Raw genomic sequence first — 17611 nt, forward strand, 5'->3', positions numbered from 1 at the left:
CGTGATGATCACCTTGGCCCAGATCGCGCAGATGCTCGGCGGCGAGGTTGCCGCCGGGCAGGTACGCGCGCCTGCGCCGGGTCATTCGCCTGCCGATCGCGGTATGTCTATCAAGCTCAGTGACGACGCGCCGGACGGCTTTCTGGTCAAGCTGTTCAATGGAGGCGACGATATCGCTGCCAAGGATTACGTCCGCAGCATGTTGGGCATGCCGCCGTGGCGTCCCAATGGCAACGGCTGCAATGGGCACGTGTCGCCGGGCGAAGAGATGGCCATTGCAATCGCTGAACTGCGCAAGGCAACGCCCGGATCTTCAGCAACATCACGGGCGGCCGAGCCTTCGGCGTCACCTGCACACCATGTCCCGCCGCGTGTCGTTGCCACATATTCCTACGTTAGCGCCGATGGTGAGGTTCTCTACGAGGTGCTCCGGATGGAGCCGAAGAGCTTCCGGCAGCGCCGGTCCGTCGCAGGCGGCTATGCCTGGAACCTGGACGACGTGCGGCCTGTTCTCTATCGGCTGCCGGAGCTGCTCAAGTTTCCGGCCGCGACAGTTTTTTTGTGCGAGGGGGAGAAAGACGCCGACCGCGTCGCCACGCTCGAGCTGACCGCGACAACTATCTCCGGCAGCACCACCTGGACGCCGGAGCTGGCCGAGCCGCTGCGTGGCCGCGATGTCATCGTCCTGGTCGACAACGACGCCCCCGGCGCAGCGAGGGCCGAGAAGGCGGCGCTGGCCTTGCACGGCGTCGCGGCGTCGGTGCGGCTGGTCTTGCTGCCCGACCTGCCGCCCGGCGGCGACATCTCGGATTACCTGGACGCCGGCAACAGCAAAGAGCAGTTGGAGCAGCTTTGTCTCAGCGCGCCGCTGTTCGATCCCAAGGCTGCACCGCCGTCGCCGGTCCTGGATCCGCTGCCCTTCATCGATACGTCAACATGGCGCGTCAATGAAGGTGTCCCGCCACGGGAATGGGGTGTACTCGATCTCTTTCCACGCCGCAGTCCCTCGCTCTTGTCAGGGGAAGGCGCCACCGGCAAGACGCTGTTGTTGCTGCAGCTCGGCGTCGCCCATGTGCTCGGCCGCGATTGGCTGGGCACGTTGCCGGAGCCGGGGCCGTTTCTGTATTTCGGCGCCGAGGACGACACCGACGAAATTCACCGCCGGCTCGCCGATATCCTGAAGCATTACGGTGCGGATTTCCCCGATCTGCAGGGCAACGTCCACTTGCTGACGTTTGCAGGCGAGGATGCCGTGCTTGGTCACGCCGATCGCACCGGGTTGGTGCAGCCGACGCCGTTGTTCCAGCGCCTGATGAAGGCCGCGATCGAGATCAAGCCGGTGTTGATCGGTATCGACACTTCGGCCGACGTATTTGCAGGCAACGAAAACGATCGGAGCCAGGTGCGCCAGTTCGTCGGCATGCTGCGCAAGCTGGCGATGCAGGCGAACGCCTACATCATCATCAATTCGCACCCAAGCCTCACCGGCATCAATTCCGGCAGCGGCCTGTCCGGCTCGACCGGCTGGCACAACAGCGTGCGGGCGCGGGCCTACCTGACCACCGTCAAGACCGACAAGGACGATGAGCCCGATCCGAACCTGCGGAAGCTGGAATTCAAGAAAAACAATTACGGCCCGATCGCCAGGACCATCGAGCTGCGCTGGGAGCGCGGCGTCTATGTTCCCCTCGGCCGGATCGGCTCGGTCGAAAAGATGGCGAAGGAGCATACTGCCGACCGACTGTTCGTTGCGCTGCTGGACCGCTTCAACGATCAGGGCCGCCATGTCGACGCGAAGCCTGCCTCGAAAAACTATGCGCCGACCGTGTTCGGCAAGGAATCCGAGGCCAAGAGATACGGCCTCAGGAAGGCGGACCTCGAAGGAGCCATGCGCCGGCTGTTCGAGGCCAGTCAGATTGCTGTCGAGCCCTATGGCAGCCCCTGTCGTGGCACCACCCGGTTGGTGACGACATGAATAGCAGTTGCACTGGCGCGATGGACGCCGCTCCCCCACGGCACCGACAGAAGGCGCGCCGGCGCGGCGGCTGGCGATCCAGCGCGGCGAAGGTCATCCGCTGCTTGATGGCGCGTGGCGGCGGCTATGGCGAGATCGTCGCCTATCTCGACGACGCGCTGTTCGAGGCCCGGCAGAGTGCTGTCGCAACCGAAATGGTGCGGCGATGAACTGTCCGCCGGGCGTGTTGGACGAGGTCGTTGCGCGCCTTTGCCCGGCCGCCGGCAAGACACTGCGCGAGATCCACCGGGACCTGCAGTTCATCGCGCCCAGCTCGGTCCGCAGCGCCTTGCTGGTGCTGGTACGGTCCGGCCGCGCCAGCTTCGAAGGCGAGATGGGCAACCGCCGCTACCGGCTCTCGGAAGCCCCGTGACGCGGCCGCGGCGCCAGGATATGTCCACACCCCCGGCCCTGCTCGGCCTGGTCCAGGCGCTTGCGCGGGCCGCCGCACTGGCGGAGTATCGCCGCCTCAACGGCATGTCCAACCAGCAGGGTTCCGACGATGAAGGCGGCGATCTACGCCAGGTTCTCATCCAACAAGCAAACTGACCGATCGATCGACGATCAGGTCGCCCTGTGCCGGCAGATCTGTGCCCGCGAGGGATTGATCGTCACGGCCGTCTATGACGATCGCGCCATTTCCGGCGCGTCGATGGTCAACCGCCTTGGGCTGCAGCGCCTGCTGCGCGATGCCCGTGCCGGCCAGTTCGCCGTCGTCGTCACCGAAGACCTCGACCGCATCTCGCGCAACCAGTCCGACATGGCGCGGATTCACGAACGGCTACAGTTCGCCGGCGTTGCCCTGCGCACCGCGCGCGATGGCATCACCGAAGACATCCATGTCGGCGTCAAGGGATTGCTCGGCCCGCTTTATCTGAAAGATCTCGCGCAGAAGACCCGCCGCGGCCAAGCCGGCGTCGTCAAGGATGGCCGCCACAATGGCGGGCGCAGTTTCGGGTATCGCGCGATCGCCGGCCGCAAGGGTGAGCTGGAGATCGATGCCGCCGAGGCCGGTATCGTGCGCCGCATTTTTGCGAGCTATCTCGACGGCCGATCGGCGCGCGACATCGCGGCTGACCTCAACGCCGAGCGCATCGGTGGTCCGCGCGGCGGGATATGGAATGCCTCGACGATCGCCGGCAGCCGCAAGCGTGAGAACGGCATCCTTCAAAACAGTCTCTATGTCGGCCGCATCGTCTGGAACCGTCAGACCTTCATCAAGGATCCCGACACCGGCAAGCGCGTCAGCCGCGAAAATCCGCGCGCGCAGTGGATGTCGGCCGAGGCGCCGCATCTGCGAATCGTCGATCAGTCGATCTGGGACAAGGTGCAGGCCCGGCGGGACCTGCGCGGCGGCCCGCAGCTGCGCCGGCTCGCCACGCGGCCGCAGCATCTGCTGTCGGGCCTGGTCAAATGCGGTGCGTGCGGATCCGGCTACATCACCACCGGGATCATCAAGAGCGGCCCGCGGCTGGTCTGCTCGCGGATGCGCGAAACCGGGCTGTGCGACAACAAGGTGTCGATCGCGCGCGGCGCGCTAGAAGACCGCGTCATCACCGGCATCGAGAAACATCTCGCAGCACCCGAATTGATCGCCGCCTATGTCCGGGAATTTCACAATGCGATGCGGGAACTGAACGCTGCCGCCGGCGGCCGCCGGCGCGTGCTCGAGTCACGGCTCGCCACCGTCACCGCCGCGATCGGCAAGGCGGTCGATGCGCTGCTCGGCGAGAAGCCGAGCCGCGCGCTGCGCGACCGGTTGGCCGAGCTGGAATCCGAGCGCGATGCCATCGAAGGCGAGAGCGCGCAGCTGGCACCGCCGGCGATCGAGATGCATCCCAAAGCGGGCGAGGTCTACCGAGACAGGGTGCGGGATCTAAAGGCCGCGCTGCAAGCCGCTGATCCGGACCACCGCGCGCAGGCGATAGGCCACATCCGCGAACTGGTCGAAAAGATCGTGATCCATCCGCGCGGCAAAAAGCAGCCGGTCGATATCGAGATACACGGTCAGTTGGCGGCCCTGCTCAAAATTTCTGAGCAGGGCGCCGTTCCACAGAAATCTGTGGGGGTACTGGTTGCGGGGACAGGATTTGAACCTGTGACCTTCAGGTTATGAGCCTGACGAGCTACCGGGCTGCTCCACCCCGCGATAAACCATTGCGCGCCTTCCCGAAAAGCCGAACGCCGAAACGGATGTGGCCACCGCGCAAGCGCGCCGATCAATCCCGTCCGGAGGCTTCCTGAGAAGGCAACCCGGGCAAAGCCCCTGGGTCGCGGCCGGTATGTACCAACGCAGATGCGCTTTGGAAAGGCCTGTGAAGCATCTTTTCGGGATTTTATGACGGTTAAAATACGCTATTTCGGGCTAAATCGGCCCCGCGAGAGCGCTCTTGCCAGAAGGGGCGCAAAAGCCGAGCCTGAAGGCCAAGAAAAGCTTTGAGGAAACGCCATGGACCAGCCCCTGAAAAGCCCCGGGCAAAGCGCCCTGGAGGACGCCTTCCACGCCATGTTCGAACTGTCGCGGACCAGGCCTGAGCCTGATCTTGCCGGGCGACTCGACCGGCTGGCGCGGCTGCGCGCGGCGGTTTCGGAAAATGAAGGGCGTTTCGAGCAGGCGATCTCGGCGGATTTCGGCCATCGCAGCGCCACCGAAACCCTGATCGCCGAAACCATGCTGGTACTTGGCGAGATCAGGCACGCCGCCAAACACCTGAAGAAATGGATGGCGCCGCAGCGCGTCTCCACCGCGCTGCAATTCATGCCGGCCAGGAACCGGCTGTTCCCGCAACCGCTCGGCGTCGTCGGCATCATTGCGCCCTGGAATTATCCGCTGCAGCTGACGCTGGCGCCGGCGGTGGGCGCGCTGGCCGCGGGCAACCGGGTGATGATCAAGCCGAGCGAGCTGGTGCCGCGGTTCTCCGCATTGCTGAAAGAGGTGATCGCAGCCAGGTTCGACGCCACCGAGATGCTCGTGACCGGCATCGACAGCGACATCGCGCAGGCTTTTGCATCGCTCCCCTTCGATCACCTGATCTTCACCGGCTCGACCCGGATCGGCCGGCTGGTGGCGGAAGCGGCGGGGCGCAATTTGACGCCGGTCACGCTCGAACTCGGCGGCAAGTCGCCCGCGATCGTCGACCGCTCCGCCGATCTCGGCGAAGCCGCGCAGCGGATCGCCTACGCCAAACTGCTCAATGCCGGCCAGACCTGCATTGCGCCTGATTACGCGCTGGTACCGGAAAATTCGGTCAAGGATTTTGCCGCCAGGGTGCAGGCCAATATGCTGACCATGTTCGGCAGCGATCCCGACAACAGGGATTACACCTCTGTTGTCTCCGACCGGCATTATGCCCGGCTCGAAGGGCTGGTGGCGGACGCCGCCGCCAAGGGCGCGGCGGTCATGCAGCCGGCAAAACCTGACGATCCCACATGGAAATCGAAGCGCAAATTTCCGCCGACCCTCGTGGTCGGCGCGACGCCTGACATGACCATCATGCAGGAGGAGATCTTCGGACCGCTGCTGCCGATCATGGGCTACCGGGACGCCGCCGAACCGATCGCCTACATCAACAAGCACGACCGGCCGCTGGCGCTGTACTGGTTCGGCAAGGACGATGCGGCGCGCGACGAGGTGCTGGCGCGCACCGTCTCCGGCGGAGTCACCGTCAACGACTGCCTGTTTCACTTTACCCAGATCAACCAGCCGATGGGCGGCGTCGGCGCGTCCGGCACCGGCGCCTATCACGGCGAATGGGGGTTTCGCAGTTTGAGCAAACTGAAGCCGGTGTTTTACCGCTCGCCGTTCAACCGGCTCGCCGATCTCTATCCGCCCTATGGCGCCAAGATCGCGCGGCTGGAAAAGATGCTGCGATTCATGTCGTAGTGCTTTTGAACTTAGAGCAAGGCCGGAAATGCGATGCGGTTATCGCAACTTGAAAGTCACCCGCTCCTTCGTCATGGCCGGGCTTCGTCCCGGCCATCTACGTCTTTCTTGCCTAAGCGAGTCAAGACGTGGATGCCCGGCACAAGGCCGGGCATGACGAGCTTATGAAAGCGCCGAGTCGAAAAATAACAAATGTGGGGGGATACGCATGACGGATACATTTGATTTTGTCGTGGTGGGCGGTGGCTCCGGGGGCTGCGCCGTTGCCGGCCGGCTTTCCGAGGATCCCAAAACTTCGGTGGCGCTGCTGGAGGCCGGCGGCGGGGGCGACAATTGGGTGGTCACCACGCCGGGCGCACTGGTGCTGATGGTCCCCGGCAAGCTCAACAACTGGGCATTCGACACCGTGCCGCAAGCCGGCCTCAATGGCCGCATCGGCTATCAGCCGCGCGGCAAGGGACTCGGCGGTTCGTCCGCGATCAACGCTATGGTCTATATCCGCGGCCACCGCAGCGATTACGATCAATGGGCCGCGCTCGGCAATACCGGCTGGTCGTTCGCCGACGTGCTGCCCTACTTCAAGCGCTCGGAAGACAATGCCGATTTCGATGGCGAATATCACGGTAAGGGCGGCCCGCTTCCCGTCAACAAACTGCGCACCGATAACCCGGTGCAGGAGATCTTTCTGCAGGCCGCGCGTGAGGCACAGTTTCGGATCCGCGAGGATTTCAATGCCGAGGACCACGAAGGCCTCGGGCTCTATCAGGTCACGCAGAAAAACGGCGAACGCTGGAGCGCGGCGCGGGCCTACGTGCATCCCTACATGGCGAAGCGCGCCAATCTGCGCGTCGAGACCCAGGCGCAAGCCACCCGCATCCTGTTCGAAGGCAAGCGCGCGGTCGGTGTCGAATACCGGCAAGGCAAGGAGATCAGGCAAATTCGCGCCCGCCGCGAAGTCATTCTCTCGTCCGGCGCGTTCCAGACGCCGCATCTGTTGATGCTATCAGGGGTCGGCGACAGTGCGGCCCTCGCCAGGCACGGCATCGCAACGGTGCATCACCTGCCCGGGGTCGGGCAGAACCTGCAGGACCATCCGGATTTCATCTTCGCCTATCTCTCCGACAGTCCGTATTTCACCGGCATGTCGTTCAGCGGTCTCCTGCACCAGCTTCGCGCCATCGGGCAATACCGGCGCGAACGCCGCGGGCCGATGACCTCGAATTTTGCCGAATGCGGCGGATTTCTCAAAACCCGACCCGATCTCGACGTCCCCGACATCCAGCTGCATTTCGGCATGGCCATGGTCGACGACCACGGCCGCAAACGCCTCTGGGGCCGCGGCTTCTCCTGCCATGTCTGCCTGCTGCGCCCGAAGAGCCGTGGCAGCGTCTCGCTCTCCAGCGCCGATCCGACGCAGTCACCCCTGATCGATCCGAATTTCCTCGGGCATGCGGACGACCTGGAATCGATGGTCGCAGGCTACAAGACCACGCGGCGGCTGATGGAAGCGCCGGCGCTGCGGGCGCTGCAGAAAAAGGACCTGTTCACAGCAGGCGTGGCGACCGACGACGATATCCGCGCGCTGCTCCGCGCCCGCGTCGATACCGTGTATCACCCGGTCGGCACGGCCAGGATGGGCACCGATGCGATGGCGGTGGTCGATCCGAAGCTGAAAGTCCACGGCCTCGAAGGCCTGCGCATCGTCGATGCCTCGGTCATGCCGACCCTGATCGGCGGCAACACCAACGCGCCGACCATCATGATCGGCGAGAAAGCCGCCGACATGATCAAGGCAGAGATGCGGGTGAATTGATTTCCACGTCATTGCGAGGAGCGTTAGCGACGAAGCAATCCAATCTTGTGCCCGCACCGGCGATATGGATTGCTTCGCTTCGCTCGCAATGACGAGGAAAGAGCATTCGTCACGTCAGCAGGAACCCGCCGTCCACCGTAATCACGCTGCCGGTCATGTAGCGCGAGGCGCTTGAGGCCAGCAGCAAAATGGCGCCGTCGAGATCGGATTCGGCGCCGATCCGCCGCTGCGGAATCCGTTTGGTCAGTTTCTCGCCCGCCGGTGTGGCCCAGAAATCGTGGTTCATTTCGGTGTCGATGTAGCCCGGCGCCAGCGCGTTGACGCGGATGCGGTTGCCGGCCAGTTCCAGCGCCATCACCTTGGTGGCCTGGATGATCCCGGCCTTGGAGATCGTGTAGGGCGAAAGAAATTTCATCACGCCGAAACCCAGCACCGAGGCGATATTGACGATATTGCCTTCCTGCTTGCGCGCGATCATCCGCCGCGCCATTTCGGTGGCCGTGAAATAGGCACCCTTGAGATTGGCATTGATGACGGAGTCCCAGTCCGCCTCGGTCTGGTCGACCGCAGGTTTTTCCACCGCGATGCCGGCATTGTTGATGAGCACGCTGACTGGACCGAGAGCTGCTTCCGCGCTGTCGATCGCCTTTCCGATCGAGGCGGTGTCGGTCACGTCCATCTGCACCGCGACAGCGCGGCCGCCCTGGCCGCAAATCTCATCCTCGAGGCTCTTGAGTTTGGCGGTCTGCCGCGCCGCCAGCACGACCGCGGCGCCGTGCGCCGACAGCACCCGCGCGAATTGCCGGCCCAGCCCCTGCGAGGCGCCGGTGACGAGAATGGTTTCTTTACTGACGTCGAATAGACCGGCCATGACCTACTCCGCGAGCTAGCGGGGCGTATTGATACAGACGATTTTCGCGATCGCAAACCGGTTTCGTTGACCATATCCGAACGCTCGAGGCAGACCGGGAATTGTCGTCCATGAACAGTTTCGATGCCATCATCTACCTCGGATTGGCTGTCGCGGTCGTCACCGGCTTCAAGGCTGGATTGCTGCGCAGCGCGGTCACGATCCTCGCCTATCTGATCGCGATGCCGATCGCGGTCTGGGTCATGTCGCTCGCCTCCCCCGCTATCGGGAGCCAACTCGGCGTGCCCTGGGCGCAGAATTCGCTGCTGTTCTTCGGCATTTTTCTGATCACCGGCATGGGGCTGGGTAAACTGATGCGGATGGCGCTCGACGAAACCATCGGGCCGGAGGCCGGGTTCGGAGACCGCCTCGGCGGCGCGGCGCTTGGCGCGGTGCGCGTCGGTCTGGTCGCAATCACGCTGGTGCTGATTTTCGATCAGCTGGTGCCGGCAGATCGGCAGCCGGCGTACCTCGCGGGCTCAACGTTGCGGCCGCTGCTGTCGATGGCCGGGCAGCGAGGATTCAGGTCCCTGCCGCCCGAGGTTGCGGCCACGATCGACCGGATCAAGAAAGACCAGCGGATTTAAAGCTTCAAAACAACGACCGGATTGGCCGGAGAATGTTCCTGCTATGCATTTCGGCGCTACGCGGTCTCTTACCAGAGCCGCCCGGGTTGGCTACAATGGCAGGATCGGACTGCAATAATCATTTGACGCAATGGGAGTGAGACCGTGGATCTTGAAATCAAAGGCCGCAGCGCTATCGTATGCGCATCCAGCAAGGGCCTGGGACGCGCCTGCGCGATGGCGCTGGCCGCCGAAGGCGTCCATGTCACGCTGACCGCGCGCGGCGCGGAAGCGCTGGCGAAGACCGCCGCCGACATACGCAAGGCCAGTCCCGGCGTCACGGTGACGGAAGTCGTCGGCGACATCACCACGCCTGCGGGCCGCGAGGCCGCCCTGAAGGCCTGTCCCGATCCGGACATCCTGATCAATAACGCCGGCGGCCCTCCGCCCGGCGATTTCCGCAACTGGACCCGGGACGACTGGATCAAGGCGCTCGACGCCAACATGCTGACCCCGATCGAACTGATCAAGGCGACGGTGGATGGCATGATGGCGCGCAAATTTGGCCGCATTGTCAACATCACTTCCGCCGCGGTGAAGGCACCGATCGAAGTGCTTGGATTGTCTAACGGCGCGCGCACCGGCCTCACCGGTTTTGTCGCAGGCATCGCTCGCAAGACCGTGATCAATAACGTCACCATCAACGGCCTGCTGCCGGGACCTTTCAACACCGATCGCCTGCGCGGCACGGCGAAGCCGGACGCGGAGAAGCGCGGTCTCACCGTGGAGCAAGTTCTGGCGGAGCGGGCCAAGCTGAACCCCGCCGGGCGCTTCGGCGACCCCGATGAATTCGGGCAGGCTTGCGCATTTCTTTGCGGCGCCAAGGCGGGCTTTATCACCGGACAGAACATCCTGCTCGACGGCGGCGCATTCCCCGGCACGCTGTAAATGAAGGCGGTCTGGTACGAGCGAACGGGCGCCGCGCCCGATGTGCTGACCTATGGCGAGATGCCGACGCCGCTGGCCGGTCCGGGCGAAGTCCGGGTCCGGCTGGAGGCCTCCGGGGTCAATCCCGCCGACGTCGGCCGCCGTGCCGGCAGCTATCGCGCGATGGAGTTTACGCGCGTGATCCCCAACAGCGATGGCGCGGGGATTATCGATCAGGTCGGCGACGGCGTCTCGCGGCTCAGCGTGGGTCAACGAGTCTGGCTTTACAACGGCCAGCGCAACGGCCGCGCGTTTGGAACTGCGGCTGAAACTATTGCGCTCGCCGAGCACCTGGTGACGCCGCTGCCCGATGATGTATCGTTCGCCGCCGGTGCGACGCTCGGTATTCCCGGGATGACGGCGTGGTGCTGTCTGTTCGGCGACGGACCGATTGCCGGGCAGACCGTTCTGGTCACCGGCGGCGCCGGCGCGGTCGGCCACTACGCCGTGCAACTGGCGAAATGGGGTGGCGCGCGGGTGATCGCCACCGTCAGCTCATCGCTCAAGGCCGAGCAGGCGCGCCTCGCGGGCGCCGATCTCGTCGTCAATTACAAGACCGAAGACGTGGTCGCCAAGGCGCTTGCCTTTACCGGGCAGCGCGGCGTCGATCGCGTGGTCGATGTCGACTTCGGCGGCAACATCGCCACGACCTTGAAATCGATGGGGATGAACTCGACCATCGCGGTCTATGCCACCAACGGCAATCGCACTCCCGTCATTCCGATGCGCGAATTGATGGAGAAATGCATCGCGGTGCGCGCGCTGGTGTTGTTCGCGCTGCCGGCGCCATTGCTCGCAGCCGCCCAGGCCGATATTTCGAAATGGCTCGCCGCCGGCCCGCGCATCCACAATGTCGCCGCGCAGTTTGCGCTGTCGGAGACGGCGCAGGCCCACCTCGCGGTGGAAAAAGGCGACAAGCTCGGCACCGTCATCGTCGACTGCGCACGGTAGCAAGAGAGCGCTGCGATTAGCGCCGGTGTTCCCCTTCTCCCCTTGTGGGAGAAGGTGGCGCGCTTTGGAGCGCACTTGCGCTCCTGAGCGCGCCGGATGAGGGGTCTCTATCCGCGGAGAGAAACCCCTCACCCGTCGCCTCACTCCGTGAGGCGCCACCCTCTCCCACAAGGGGAGAGGGGAAAGAAGCGCTGGTCGCACTGTCGACATCGGGCGCCAACGTCAATCGCTTACCGGCGTGGTCCGCTCGTCGTTCCAGCTCAAGCCGAACTCGTCCAGCCCCTCGGCAAGGTAATCGCTGATCAGGGGTTCGCCGAGCAGTTCCTTGGCGATCCGCTGGTCGTATCCGTCGGCGGCCTCGCGGCGCAGATCGTCCCATTCTTCGATCGTGCCGTCGCCGCGTCCGAGTCGCATCAGTGCCATCAGATCGATCTGCTCGTCCTCGGTCATGGCATTGATGAACCCGGTGATCTCGCGCACCACGGGATCGTCGCCATTGTCCTCGAGCACGTCGATCATGTTGTCGTCGGCGCCGTTCGAACCGGGGTCCGGATCGGACGCACCTTCCTTGACGTCGAATTCACGGGTTTTCTCAATCAAAAATCCGACCTTCTCGGCCGAAATAGCTAGTTCGGGCATCCGAATGCCTCCTCGTTTGACGTGCCCCGTCAACGCACGGGCGGCTGAGATGATCCATTGCGCCAGGCCGCGGAAACCAGCATCTTTGGTTCCAAGAAACGGAGCTGCGGGAAGCGCCAAATGTACTGGAACGTGGGCAGGGTCAAAATCACGAAAATTGTCGAATTGGAGACGACCGGCAGCACAAGGTTCATCCTGCCTTTGGCCAGCAACGAAGAAATCCGGAAACTGCCCTGGCTCATTCCCCATTTCGCTACCGACGAGGGCCGGCTCAAAATGTCGATCCACTCGCTGGTGGTGGAGACGCCGACGCGCCGGATCGTGGTCGATACCGGGCTCGGCAACGCCAAGGAAGGCCGCAATGTCCCGACCTGGAACAACCGCAATGGCCCGTTCCTCGAAACCATGACGGAAGCGGGGTTTCCCCCTGACAGCATCGACACCGTGCTGTGCACGCATTTGCATGTCGATCACGTCGGCTGGAACACGACATTGATCGCCGGCCAATGGGTGCCGACCTTCGCCAATGCCCGCTATGTGTTCGGCAAGTCGGAATATGAATACTGGCGCGATCACAGCGTCGAACCCGACAAGGCAGCGGTTTTCAGTGACTCGGTGAAACCGATTGCGGAAGCCGGCAAGGCCGACCTCGTCGCCAGCGATGCCAGGCTGTGCGACGAAATCAGCCTGATTCCGACTCCCGGCCACAGTCCCGGCCATATGAGCATTCTGATCCAATCGGACGGCGAACAGGGCCTGCTGACCGGCGACGTCGCCCATCATCCCTGCCAGATGGCGCATCTCGACTGGTCTTCGACGGCCGATTCCGACCCCGTTTTGTCGGCCGCGACGCGGCGCGAATTGTTCTCGCGCTTTGCCGATACCCCGACGGTGGTGATCGGCGGACATTTCAACGCCGGCCGCATCAGGCGCGACGGCGATGCCTTCAAATTCATCGTTTAGGCCGCGCCCCACCGTTCCCCCATGGTGAGGGGGCTGGCATACGGCGGGCAGTCAGCCATTGAATTTCGCCGCGTGCTGTTCCAAGAAGCACCCAACCAAGACCGGACCAGACCACCACACCAGGGAGTGATCAGAAATGAAGCTTGTTCGTTACGGGGCAATTGGCCAGGAGAAACCCGGCCTGATCGATAAATCGGGTCAATTGCGCGATCTGTCGGCGCATGTGAAGGACTTCACCGGCGATGCCTTTTCGCCGGCTTCCCTGGTCAAGCTCGCCGGCCTCGACCCCGCCAAGCTTCCGGCCGTCGACGGCAAGCCCCGGATCGGGTCGCCGGTCGGTGGCCTGCCCAAATTCATCGCCATCGGCCTCAATTACACCGACCACGCCAACGAAGTCGGGATGCCAATTCCGGCCGAACCGATCATCTTCATCAAGGCCAATAACAGCCTGTGCGGCCCCAACGACGCCGTCGAGAAGCCGCGCGGCTCGACCAAGCTCGATTGGGAAGTCGAAATCGCCATCATCATCGGCACCCGGGCAAAATACGTTTCCGAGGCCGACGCGCTCAATTACGTCGCTGGTTACGCCGTCTGCAACGACGTGTCCGAGCGTTTCTTCCAGCTCGAGCGCCTGGGTCAGTGGACCAAGGGCAAGTCGCACGACACTTTCGGTCCGCTCGGGCCATGGCTGGTGACCAAGGACGAGATCGCCGACGTCCACAAGCTGCCGATGTGGCTCGACGTCAACGGCAAGCGCTGCCAGACCGGCTCGACCGCCACCATGATTTTCGGCATTCCGAAGATCGTTTCCTACGTCTCGGAAATCATGACGCTGCTGCCCGGCGACATCATCACCACGGGTACACCGCCCGGCGTCGGCGCGGGCATGAAGCCGCCGAAATTCCTCAACGTCGGCGACGTGGTCACGCTCGGCATCGAGGGACTAGGCGAGCAGCGGCAGGAAATCATTGCGGCGTGAGGCTTCCGAGAAATTCGTCATGCCCGGGCTCGTCCCGGGCATCCACGACTTAACCGACGAACAGGACGAAAGCCGTGGATGGCCGGGACAAGCCCGGCCATGACGGAAAGAGGGGCTTCCTTTCTTTAAGGACATTCTTGATGAAACTCACATTCTCTCCCGCCTCGCCGTTCGCCCGCAAGGTGCGCATTGCCGCGATCGAACTCGGCCTGATCGACAAGATCGAATTCATTTCGGCTACCGTCGTGCCGGGCCAGCGCAATGACGAGTATTCCAAGATCAACCCCGTGAAAAAACTACCGGCGCTGATCCTGGACAATGGCGACGTCGTCCTCGATTCCTATGTGATCGTGGAATATCTCGATGAGCTCGCCGGCGGCGGAAAGCTTATTCCGGCGTCGGGCCCGAGCCGATGGAAGGTCAAGAGCGACCATTCGCTGCTGCAGGGCATGCTCGATTCGATGCTGCTGTGTCGCTACGAGAAAATGGTCCGTCCGGAGCCGTTGCGCTGGCAGGACTGGGCCGACGATCACTGGAATCGGGCCTGGAACGGCATGGCGCGGTTTGAAAAGCAGGCGGACATGCTGTCGGGTCCGTTCGGTATCTCCCAGATCGCGCTGGTGTGCGTGCTCGGCTATGCCGATTTCCGTTTTGCCGATTGCGGCTGGCGCAAGGCCTATCCCAAGCTCGATGCCTTCCACGAAAAAATGCTGGCGCGGCCCTCGGTGAAGATCTCGGTGCCGCCGCCGGCCTAATCGAGGCCTTGCCATGAGTCTCAAGCTGACTGTCGGCGATCTTACCATCCATCGCATTATCGAGCAGGAGACCACCTTCCTGCCGGCACTGGAGCTGCTGTCCGGGTTGACGCCGGACCTGCTGGCGGAGAACAAGCCGTGGATGCGGGAGGTCGGCGCGATCGACGAAAACGATTGGCTGATCCTGTGTTTCCAGTCCTACATCGTGAAGACGCCGCATCACACCATTCTGGTCGACAGCTGCATCGGCAATGACAAGCCGCGGCCGCTGCGCCCGAAATGGAACATGAAGACCGACGACACCTATATGCGCGCACTCGCGGCGGCGGGTTTTTCGCCCGGTGATATCGACTTCGTGATGTGCACGCATCTGCACGCCGATCATGTCGGCTGGAACACGCGGGTGGAAGGCGGCCGCTGGGTGCCGACATTTCCGAACGCTCGTTACGTATTCGCGAAAAATGAATTCGATTACTGGACGGAACAACACGCGAAGGCGCCCGTCCCGCCATTCGCCGACAGCGTTCTGCCGATCGTCGAGACCGACAAGGCCGAAATCGTGCGCCACGATTATGCCATCGGCGATCATGTGCGGATCCTGCCCACACCCGGCCACACGCCGGGACACGTCGCGTTCGCGTTCGGCCGCGGCAAGGACGACGCCGTCATCAGCGGCGACTTGATGCATTCGCCGCTGCAGACGCGCCATCCCGAGCTGTCGGCGAAGTTCGATGTCGATCAGGCGGCGGCCGCAGCGACGCGGCGAAATTTCCTGGAGCGCTATTGCGACAGCGATACGCTGTGCTGCACCGCGCATTTTCCCTCGCCATCGAGCGGGAAAATCCGCCGGTGGGGCAACGGATTTTCCTGTGAGGCGGTGGCGGGCTGAGGCTCGTTTGCTGAAATTTGGAATGCGCCAGCCGTACGCACTGTGTCACCTCTCCTATCGGGAGAGGTCGTGAGCACTTGCGAGCGGGTGAGGGGTTACGGCCTATCGATGGAGCTTAACCCCTCACCCGGCGCTTCGCGCCGACCTCTCCCGATGGGAGAGGTGGGACGAAGCCCTGCCGCGCCTTCCGGACTCGACTCGACGAGCAGACGCTCAATCGAACAGACTCGGCGTGTGATTGACGACGGCGCCTTCGATCGCGAGCATTTTCAGCTTGGTCACGACGCCGCCATTGGCGGAGAAACCACCGGGCTTGCCGCCGGCGGCCAGCACGCGGTGGCAGGGCACCACGATCGGACAGGGATTACGCCCGAGCGCCTGGCCGACATCGCGCGAGAGCTCGACGCCGCCGAGCCGTTTGGCGATATCGCCGTAAGTGAGCGTCTTGCCCGGCGGGATCGTGCGCGCAATCTCGTAGACGCCGCGGTTGAATTCGGGAACGCCGTCGAGATCGAGCACGACGCCGGTGAGATCGTTCGGCTTGCCCGCGAGCAATTCGACGATCCCGTCGATCGCGCCTTGCACCTCGGCGGACGGCGCTGCCTCCGCGATGTCGCCGTGGCTCTGCCGAATCCGGGTGCGGGTTTTGTCCTCGCTGCCCATCGGCAGCTGCACCCCGGTTATGCCGCGCGCGCCCCATACGATGCCGCAGCGGCCGATCGCGGTGTCGAATAGTGCAAAATGGTTTCCGGTCATGGCTGGCTCCGATTTATCGCCCCATGGTTTGAGTTGATGCGTAGGCGGAATATGGGCCCGGAAAGGATTGCGATCCACCCGGATTCCGGGGGAACCTGGCGGGATTAACAACACGAGCACTGAGCTTGTGTCATTCCGGGGCGCGAGTGAAACGAGCGAACCTCAGATGTGCGATTGCAGATCGGGGAATTTCGAGGTTCAGGGCATGCGCCAAGAGGCGCATCCCGGAATGACCACGGTCTAGTCAAGCTATGGGCACGCACCACCTTCCATGAAAATAATTATCTCCCGCTCTCAACTTGCTCTCTCGTCACCCCCCGAGCCCCTCATGCAAACACTTCGCGTCAACGGATATGACATGGCCTATCTGGAGGTCGGCGCGGGGGCGCCGCTGGTCTGCGTCCATGGCACGCTGGGCGATTTCCGGACCTGGTCGGCGGTGCTCGGGCCGCTGTCGAAAGCGCGTCGCATGATCTCGCTAAGCCTGGGGCACTTTTTTCCGGAGCACTGGAACGGCGTCGGCGACGACTACACGATGGCGCAGCATGTCGCCGATGTGATCGGCTTCATTGAACAGCTGGAGACCGGGCCGGTGGACCTGATGGGGCATTCCCGGGGCGGGCACATTTCTTTTCGGGTCGCGCAGCAGCGGCCCGATCTGTTGCGCAAGCTGATCCTGGCCGAACCCGGCGGCGAACTGGATCGGTCACTGGATCCGGCCGCGGTCCCCGGTCCTTCGCCGCGCGCGGCGAGGTTCGCGGCCTTAGCCGAGAAGATCGCGGGCGGCGATATCGATGGCGGGCTGATGGTTTTCTTCGACGCGATCGAGGGCGACGGCGCGTGGGCGCGGCTTCCAGCCGCGCCGAAGCAGCAACTGCGCGACAACGCCTTTACGCTGATCGGCCAGGTCGGTGAAAATCGTCAGCCGTACAAGAGGGTCGAGGCGGAATCGATTCGGATGCCGACGCTGTTCGTCGGCGGCACCGACACCCGGGGCGCCTTGCCGGCCGTGCTGCGTGCCTTGGCGGCACATGTTGCCGGCGCCCAGACGGCGATGATCCCAGGCGCCGGCCACTGGATGTTCGAACAGGCGCCGCAGGAGTTTTGCAGGATCGTGCTGGGGTTTTTGGCGAGGTGAAGCGCTTCGCCTTCTCCCCGGGCCGGCGAACCTACTGCTGATCGTTACCCATCGCGTCGGCCAGCTTGTCGTAATATTTGGCGACGAGATCGATATTGCCCTTGTTCTCGATCACCGGCGCAGGCGCCTTCAGCGCCTCGTTGAGATCGGCGAGCGCTTCCTTCTTGTCCTTGGCGGACATCTTCTTGTCGGCCTGAACCTGCGCGATCTGCGCCTTGATGACGGTATCGGAGCCGACATATTTCTTGGTCGCGGGGTCGAAGCCCGCCAGCACGATGCTGATGTTGTCGATGACGTCGTTGTAGTCGTCGTAGCTGGCAAACCCGTTCTTCTTCGCCACGCCCTCAAGCTGCGCGGTCACCTTGGGA

At 63.5% G+C, this 17611-nt stretch carries 20 protein-coding genes, 1 tRNA gene and 1 pseudogene (1 of these 22 cut by a window edge); 15 read left to right on the forward strand and 7 right to left on the reverse strand.

What is annotated here, in order from left to right:
• Nucleotides 1-4: 4 nt before the first annotated feature.
• The 5 genes and pseudogenes from B5527_RS34265 to B5527_RS46810 form a co-directional block, all read left to right on the forward strand.
• Complete coding sequence (locus tag B5527_RS34265) at nt 5-1975, forward strand: AAA family ATPase (protein WP_079605447.1); 1971 nt, start codon at nt 5-7, stop codon at nt 1973-1975.
• Complete coding sequence (locus B5527_RS34270; RefSeq protein WP_154072678.1) at nt 1972-2184, forward strand: hypothetical protein; 213 nt, start codon at nt 1972-1974, stop codon at nt 2182-2184. The genes B5527_RS34265 and B5527_RS34270 overlap by 4 nt, the downstream gene beginning before the upstream one ends.
• A complete protein-coding gene (locus B5527_RS34275) occupies nt 2181-2387 on the forward strand; it encodes a hypothetical protein (RefSeq protein WP_079605449.1) in 207 nt (68 codons plus the stop codon). Before B5527_RS34270 ends, B5527_RS34275 begins: the two co-directional genes overlap by 4 nt.
• 20 nt (nt 2388-2407) lie before the next feature.
• Nucleotides 2408-2563: a hypothetical protein gene (locus tag B5527_RS34280; RefSeq protein WP_154072679.1), complete on the forward strand. Its 156-nt coding sequence runs from the start codon at nt 2408-2410 to the stop codon at nt 2561-2563.
• Nucleotides 2517-3515, forward strand: a pseudogene (locus tag B5527_RS46810) (recombinase family protein); the annotation flags it as partial. The gene B5527_RS34280 and the pseudogene B5527_RS46810, both read left to right, overlap by 47 nt.
• A gap of 171 nt (nt 3516-3686) precedes the next feature.
• Here B5527_RS46810 and B5527_RS46815 read toward each other — a convergent pair.
• The 3 genes from B5527_RS46815 to B5527_RS34290 form a co-directional block, all read right to left on the reverse strand.
• Nucleotides 3687-3851 (reverse strand): hypothetical protein, encoded by a 165-nt coding sequence (locus B5527_RS46815; RefSeq protein WP_245332367.1) that lies wholly within the window; start codon nt 3849-3851, stop codon nt 3687-3689.
• A gap of 39 nt (nt 3852-3890) precedes the next feature.
• The gene (locus B5527_RS47220; RefSeq protein WP_276329290.1) at nt 3891-4019 is read right to left on the reverse strand and encodes a hypothetical protein; all 129 of its coding nucleotides are present in this window, start codon (nt 4017-4019) and stop codon (nt 3891-3893) included.
• Between the two features lie 67 nt (nt 4020-4086).
• Nucleotides 4087-4163 (reverse strand) — tRNA-Met (locus B5527_RS34290).
• A gap of 300 nt (nt 4164-4463) precedes the next feature.
• Between B5527_RS34290 and B5527_RS34295 the strand changes: the two genes are divergently transcribed.
• The gene (locus tag B5527_RS34295) at nt 4464-5897 is read left to right on the forward strand and encodes a coniferyl aldehyde dehydrogenase (protein ID WP_079605451.1); all 1434 of its coding nucleotides are present in this window, start codon (nt 4464-4466) and stop codon (nt 5895-5897) included.
• Between the two features lie 208 nt (nt 5898-6105).
• Entirely contained in the window at nt 6106-7710 is a 1605-nt protein-coding gene (locus B5527_RS34300) for a GMC family oxidoreductase (protein ID WP_079605452.1), read from the forward strand.
• 109 nt (nt 7711-7819) lie between these two features.
• Here B5527_RS34300 and B5527_RS34305 read toward each other — a convergent pair whose 3' ends face one another.
• The gene (locus B5527_RS34305; RefSeq protein ID WP_079605453.1) at nt 7820-8581 is read right to left on the reverse strand and encodes a glucose 1-dehydrogenase; all 762 of its coding nucleotides are present in this window, start codon (nt 8579-8581) and stop codon (nt 7820-7822) included.
• 110 nt (nt 8582-8691) lie between these two features.
• Between B5527_RS34305 and B5527_RS34310 the strand changes: the two genes are divergently transcribed.
• From B5527_RS34310 to B5527_RS34320, 3 genes are all read left to right on the forward strand, one after another.
• Nucleotides 8692-9207, forward strand: coding sequence for a CvpA family protein (locus B5527_RS34310; RefSeq protein ID WP_079605454.1), 516 nt, complete (start codon nt 8692-8694; stop codon nt 9205-9207).
• Nucleotides 9208-9351: 144 nt separating this feature from the next.
• The gene (locus B5527_RS34315) at nt 9352-10134 is read left to right on the forward strand and encodes an SDR family oxidoreductase (RefSeq protein ID WP_079605455.1); all 783 of its coding nucleotides are present in this window, start codon (nt 9352-9354) and stop codon (nt 10132-10134) included.
• Complete coding sequence (locus B5527_RS34320) at nt 10135-11124, forward strand: NADPH:quinone reductase (RefSeq protein WP_079605456.1); 990 nt, start codon at nt 10135-10137, stop codon at nt 11122-11124. It begins immediately after the preceding gene.
• Between the two features lie 222 nt (nt 11125-11346).
• Here B5527_RS34320 and B5527_RS34325 read toward each other — a convergent pair whose 3' ends face one another.
• Complete coding sequence (locus tag B5527_RS34325) at nt 11347-11763, reverse strand: DUF3775 domain-containing protein (protein ID WP_079607721.1); 417 nt, start codon at nt 11761-11763, stop codon at nt 11347-11349.
• A 120-nt stretch (nt 11764-11883) separates the two neighbouring features.
• Here B5527_RS34325 and B5527_RS34330 point away from each other — a divergent pair, with 120 nt between their 5' ends.
• From B5527_RS34330 to B5527_RS34345, 4 genes are all read left to right on the forward strand, one after another.
• Entirely contained in the window at nt 11884-12726 is an 843-nt protein-coding gene (locus B5527_RS34330; protein WP_079605457.1) for an MBL fold metallo-hydrolase, read from the forward strand.
• Nucleotides 12727-12862: 136 nt separating this feature from the next.
• On the forward strand, nt 12863-13705 hold the full coding sequence (locus B5527_RS34335; RefSeq protein WP_079605458.1) for a fumarylacetoacetate hydrolase family protein: 843 nt from the start codon (nt 12863-12865) through the stop codon (nt 13703-13705).
• Between the two features lie 140 nt (nt 13706-13845).
• Nucleotides 13846-14460, forward strand: coding sequence for a glutathione S-transferase family protein (locus B5527_RS34340; protein WP_079605459.1), 615 nt, complete (start codon nt 13846-13848; stop codon nt 14458-14460).
• Nucleotides 14461-14473: 13 nt separating this feature from the next.
• A complete protein-coding gene (locus B5527_RS34345; RefSeq protein WP_079605460.1) occupies nt 14474-15349 on the forward strand; it encodes an MBL fold metallo-hydrolase in 876 nt (291 codons plus the stop codon).
• Nucleotides 15350-15562: 213 nt separating this feature from the next.
• On the opposite strand, the gene B5527_RS34350 is transcribed toward B5527_RS34345, so the two are convergent.
• Nucleotides 15563-16105, reverse strand: a complete 543-nt coding sequence (locus tag B5527_RS34350; protein ID WP_079605461.1) for a methylated-DNA--[protein]-cysteine S-methyltransferase — start codon at nt 16103-16105, stop codon at nt 15563-15565.
• Between the two features lie 328 nt (nt 16106-16433).
• Here B5527_RS34350 and B5527_RS34355 point away from each other — a divergent pair, with 328 nt between their 5' ends.
• Nucleotides 16434-17243 (forward strand): alpha/beta fold hydrolase, encoded by an 810-nt coding sequence (locus tag B5527_RS34355; RefSeq protein ID WP_079605462.1) that lies wholly within the window; start codon nt 16434-16436, stop codon nt 17241-17243.
• A gap of 31 nt (nt 17244-17274) precedes the next feature.
• On the opposite strand, the gene B5527_RS34360 is transcribed toward B5527_RS34355, so the two are convergent.
• Nucleotides 17275-17611 carry the 3' portion of a hypothetical protein gene (locus B5527_RS34360; protein WP_079605463.1) on the reverse strand. Its footprint extends 251 nt past the window's final position, so 337 of the gene's 588 nt are visible here — the last part of the coding sequence; the start codon falls outside the window, past its right edge; it ends in the stop codon at nt 17275-17277.

The sequence above is a fragment of the Bradyrhizobium erythrophlei genome (genome assembly GCF_900129425.1).
GTDB classification, from domain to species: domain Bacteria; phylum Pseudomonadota; class Alphaproteobacteria; order Rhizobiales; family Xanthobacteraceae; genus Bradyrhizobium; species Bradyrhizobium erythrophlei_C.

Coding starts and splice junctions, on each gene's coding strand:
- B5527_RS46815 (WP_245332367.1), bottom strand. CDS start 3,851: ATGCATCTCGATCGCCGGCGGTGCCAGCTGCGCGCTCTCGCCTTCGAT.
- B5527_RS34300 (WP_079605452.1), top strand. CDS start 6,106: ATGACGGATACATTTGATTTTGTCGTGGTGGGCGGTGGCTCCGGGGGC.
- B5527_RS34280 (WP_154072679.1), top strand. CDS start 2,408: ATGTCCACACCCCCGGCCCTGCTCGGCCTGGTCCAGGCGCTTGCGCGG.
- B5527_RS34340 (WP_079605459.1), top strand. CDS start 13,846: ATGAAACTCACATTCTCTCCCGCCTCGCCGTTCGCCCGCAAGGTGCGC.
- B5527_RS34305 (WP_079605453.1), bottom strand. CDS start 8,581: ATGGCCGGTCTATTCGACGTCAGTAAAGAAACCATTCTCGTCACCGGC.
- B5527_RS34275 (WP_079605449.1), top strand. CDS start 2,181: ATGAACTGTCCGCCGGGCGTGTTGGACGAGGTCGTTGCGCGCCTTTGC.
- B5527_RS34355 (WP_079605462.1), top strand. CDS start 16,434: ATGCAAACACTTCGCGTCAACGGATATGACATGGCCTATCTGGAGGTC.
- B5527_RS34335 (WP_079605458.1), top strand. CDS start 12,863: ATGAAGCTTGTTCGTTACGGGGCAATTGGCCAGGAGAAACCCGGCCTG.
- B5527_RS34265 (WP_079605447.1), top strand. CDS start 5: ATGATCACCTTGGCCCAGATCGCGCAGATGCTCGGCGGCGAGGTTGCC.
- B5527_RS34320 (WP_079605456.1), top strand. CDS start 10,135: ATGAAGGCGGTCTGGTACGAGCGAACGGGCGCCGCGCCCGATGTGCTG.
- B5527_RS34345 (WP_079605460.1), top strand. CDS start 14,474: ATGAGTCTCAAGCTGACTGTCGGCGATCTTACCATCCATCGCATTATC.
- B5527_RS34330 (WP_079605457.1), top strand. CDS start 11,884: ATGTACTGGAACGTGGGCAGGGTCAAAATCACGAAAATTGTCGAATTG.
- B5527_RS34350 (WP_079605461.1), bottom strand. CDS start 16,105: ATGACCGGAAACCATTTTGCACTATTCGACACCGCGATCGGCCGCTGC.
- B5527_RS34325 (WP_079607721.1), bottom strand. CDS start 11,763: ATGCCCGAACTAGCTATTTCGGCCGAGAAGGTCGGATTTTTGATTGAG.
- B5527_RS34295 (WP_079605451.1), top strand. CDS start 4,464: ATGGACCAGCCCCTGAAAAGCCCCGGGCAAAGCGCCCTGGAGGACGCC.
- B5527_RS34310 (WP_079605454.1), top strand. CDS start 8,692: ATGAACAGTTTCGATGCCATCATCTACCTCGGATTGGCTGTCGCGGTC.
- B5527_RS34270 (WP_154072678.1), top strand. CDS start 1,972: ATGAATAGCAGTTGCACTGGCGCGATGGACGCCGCTCCCCCACGGCAC.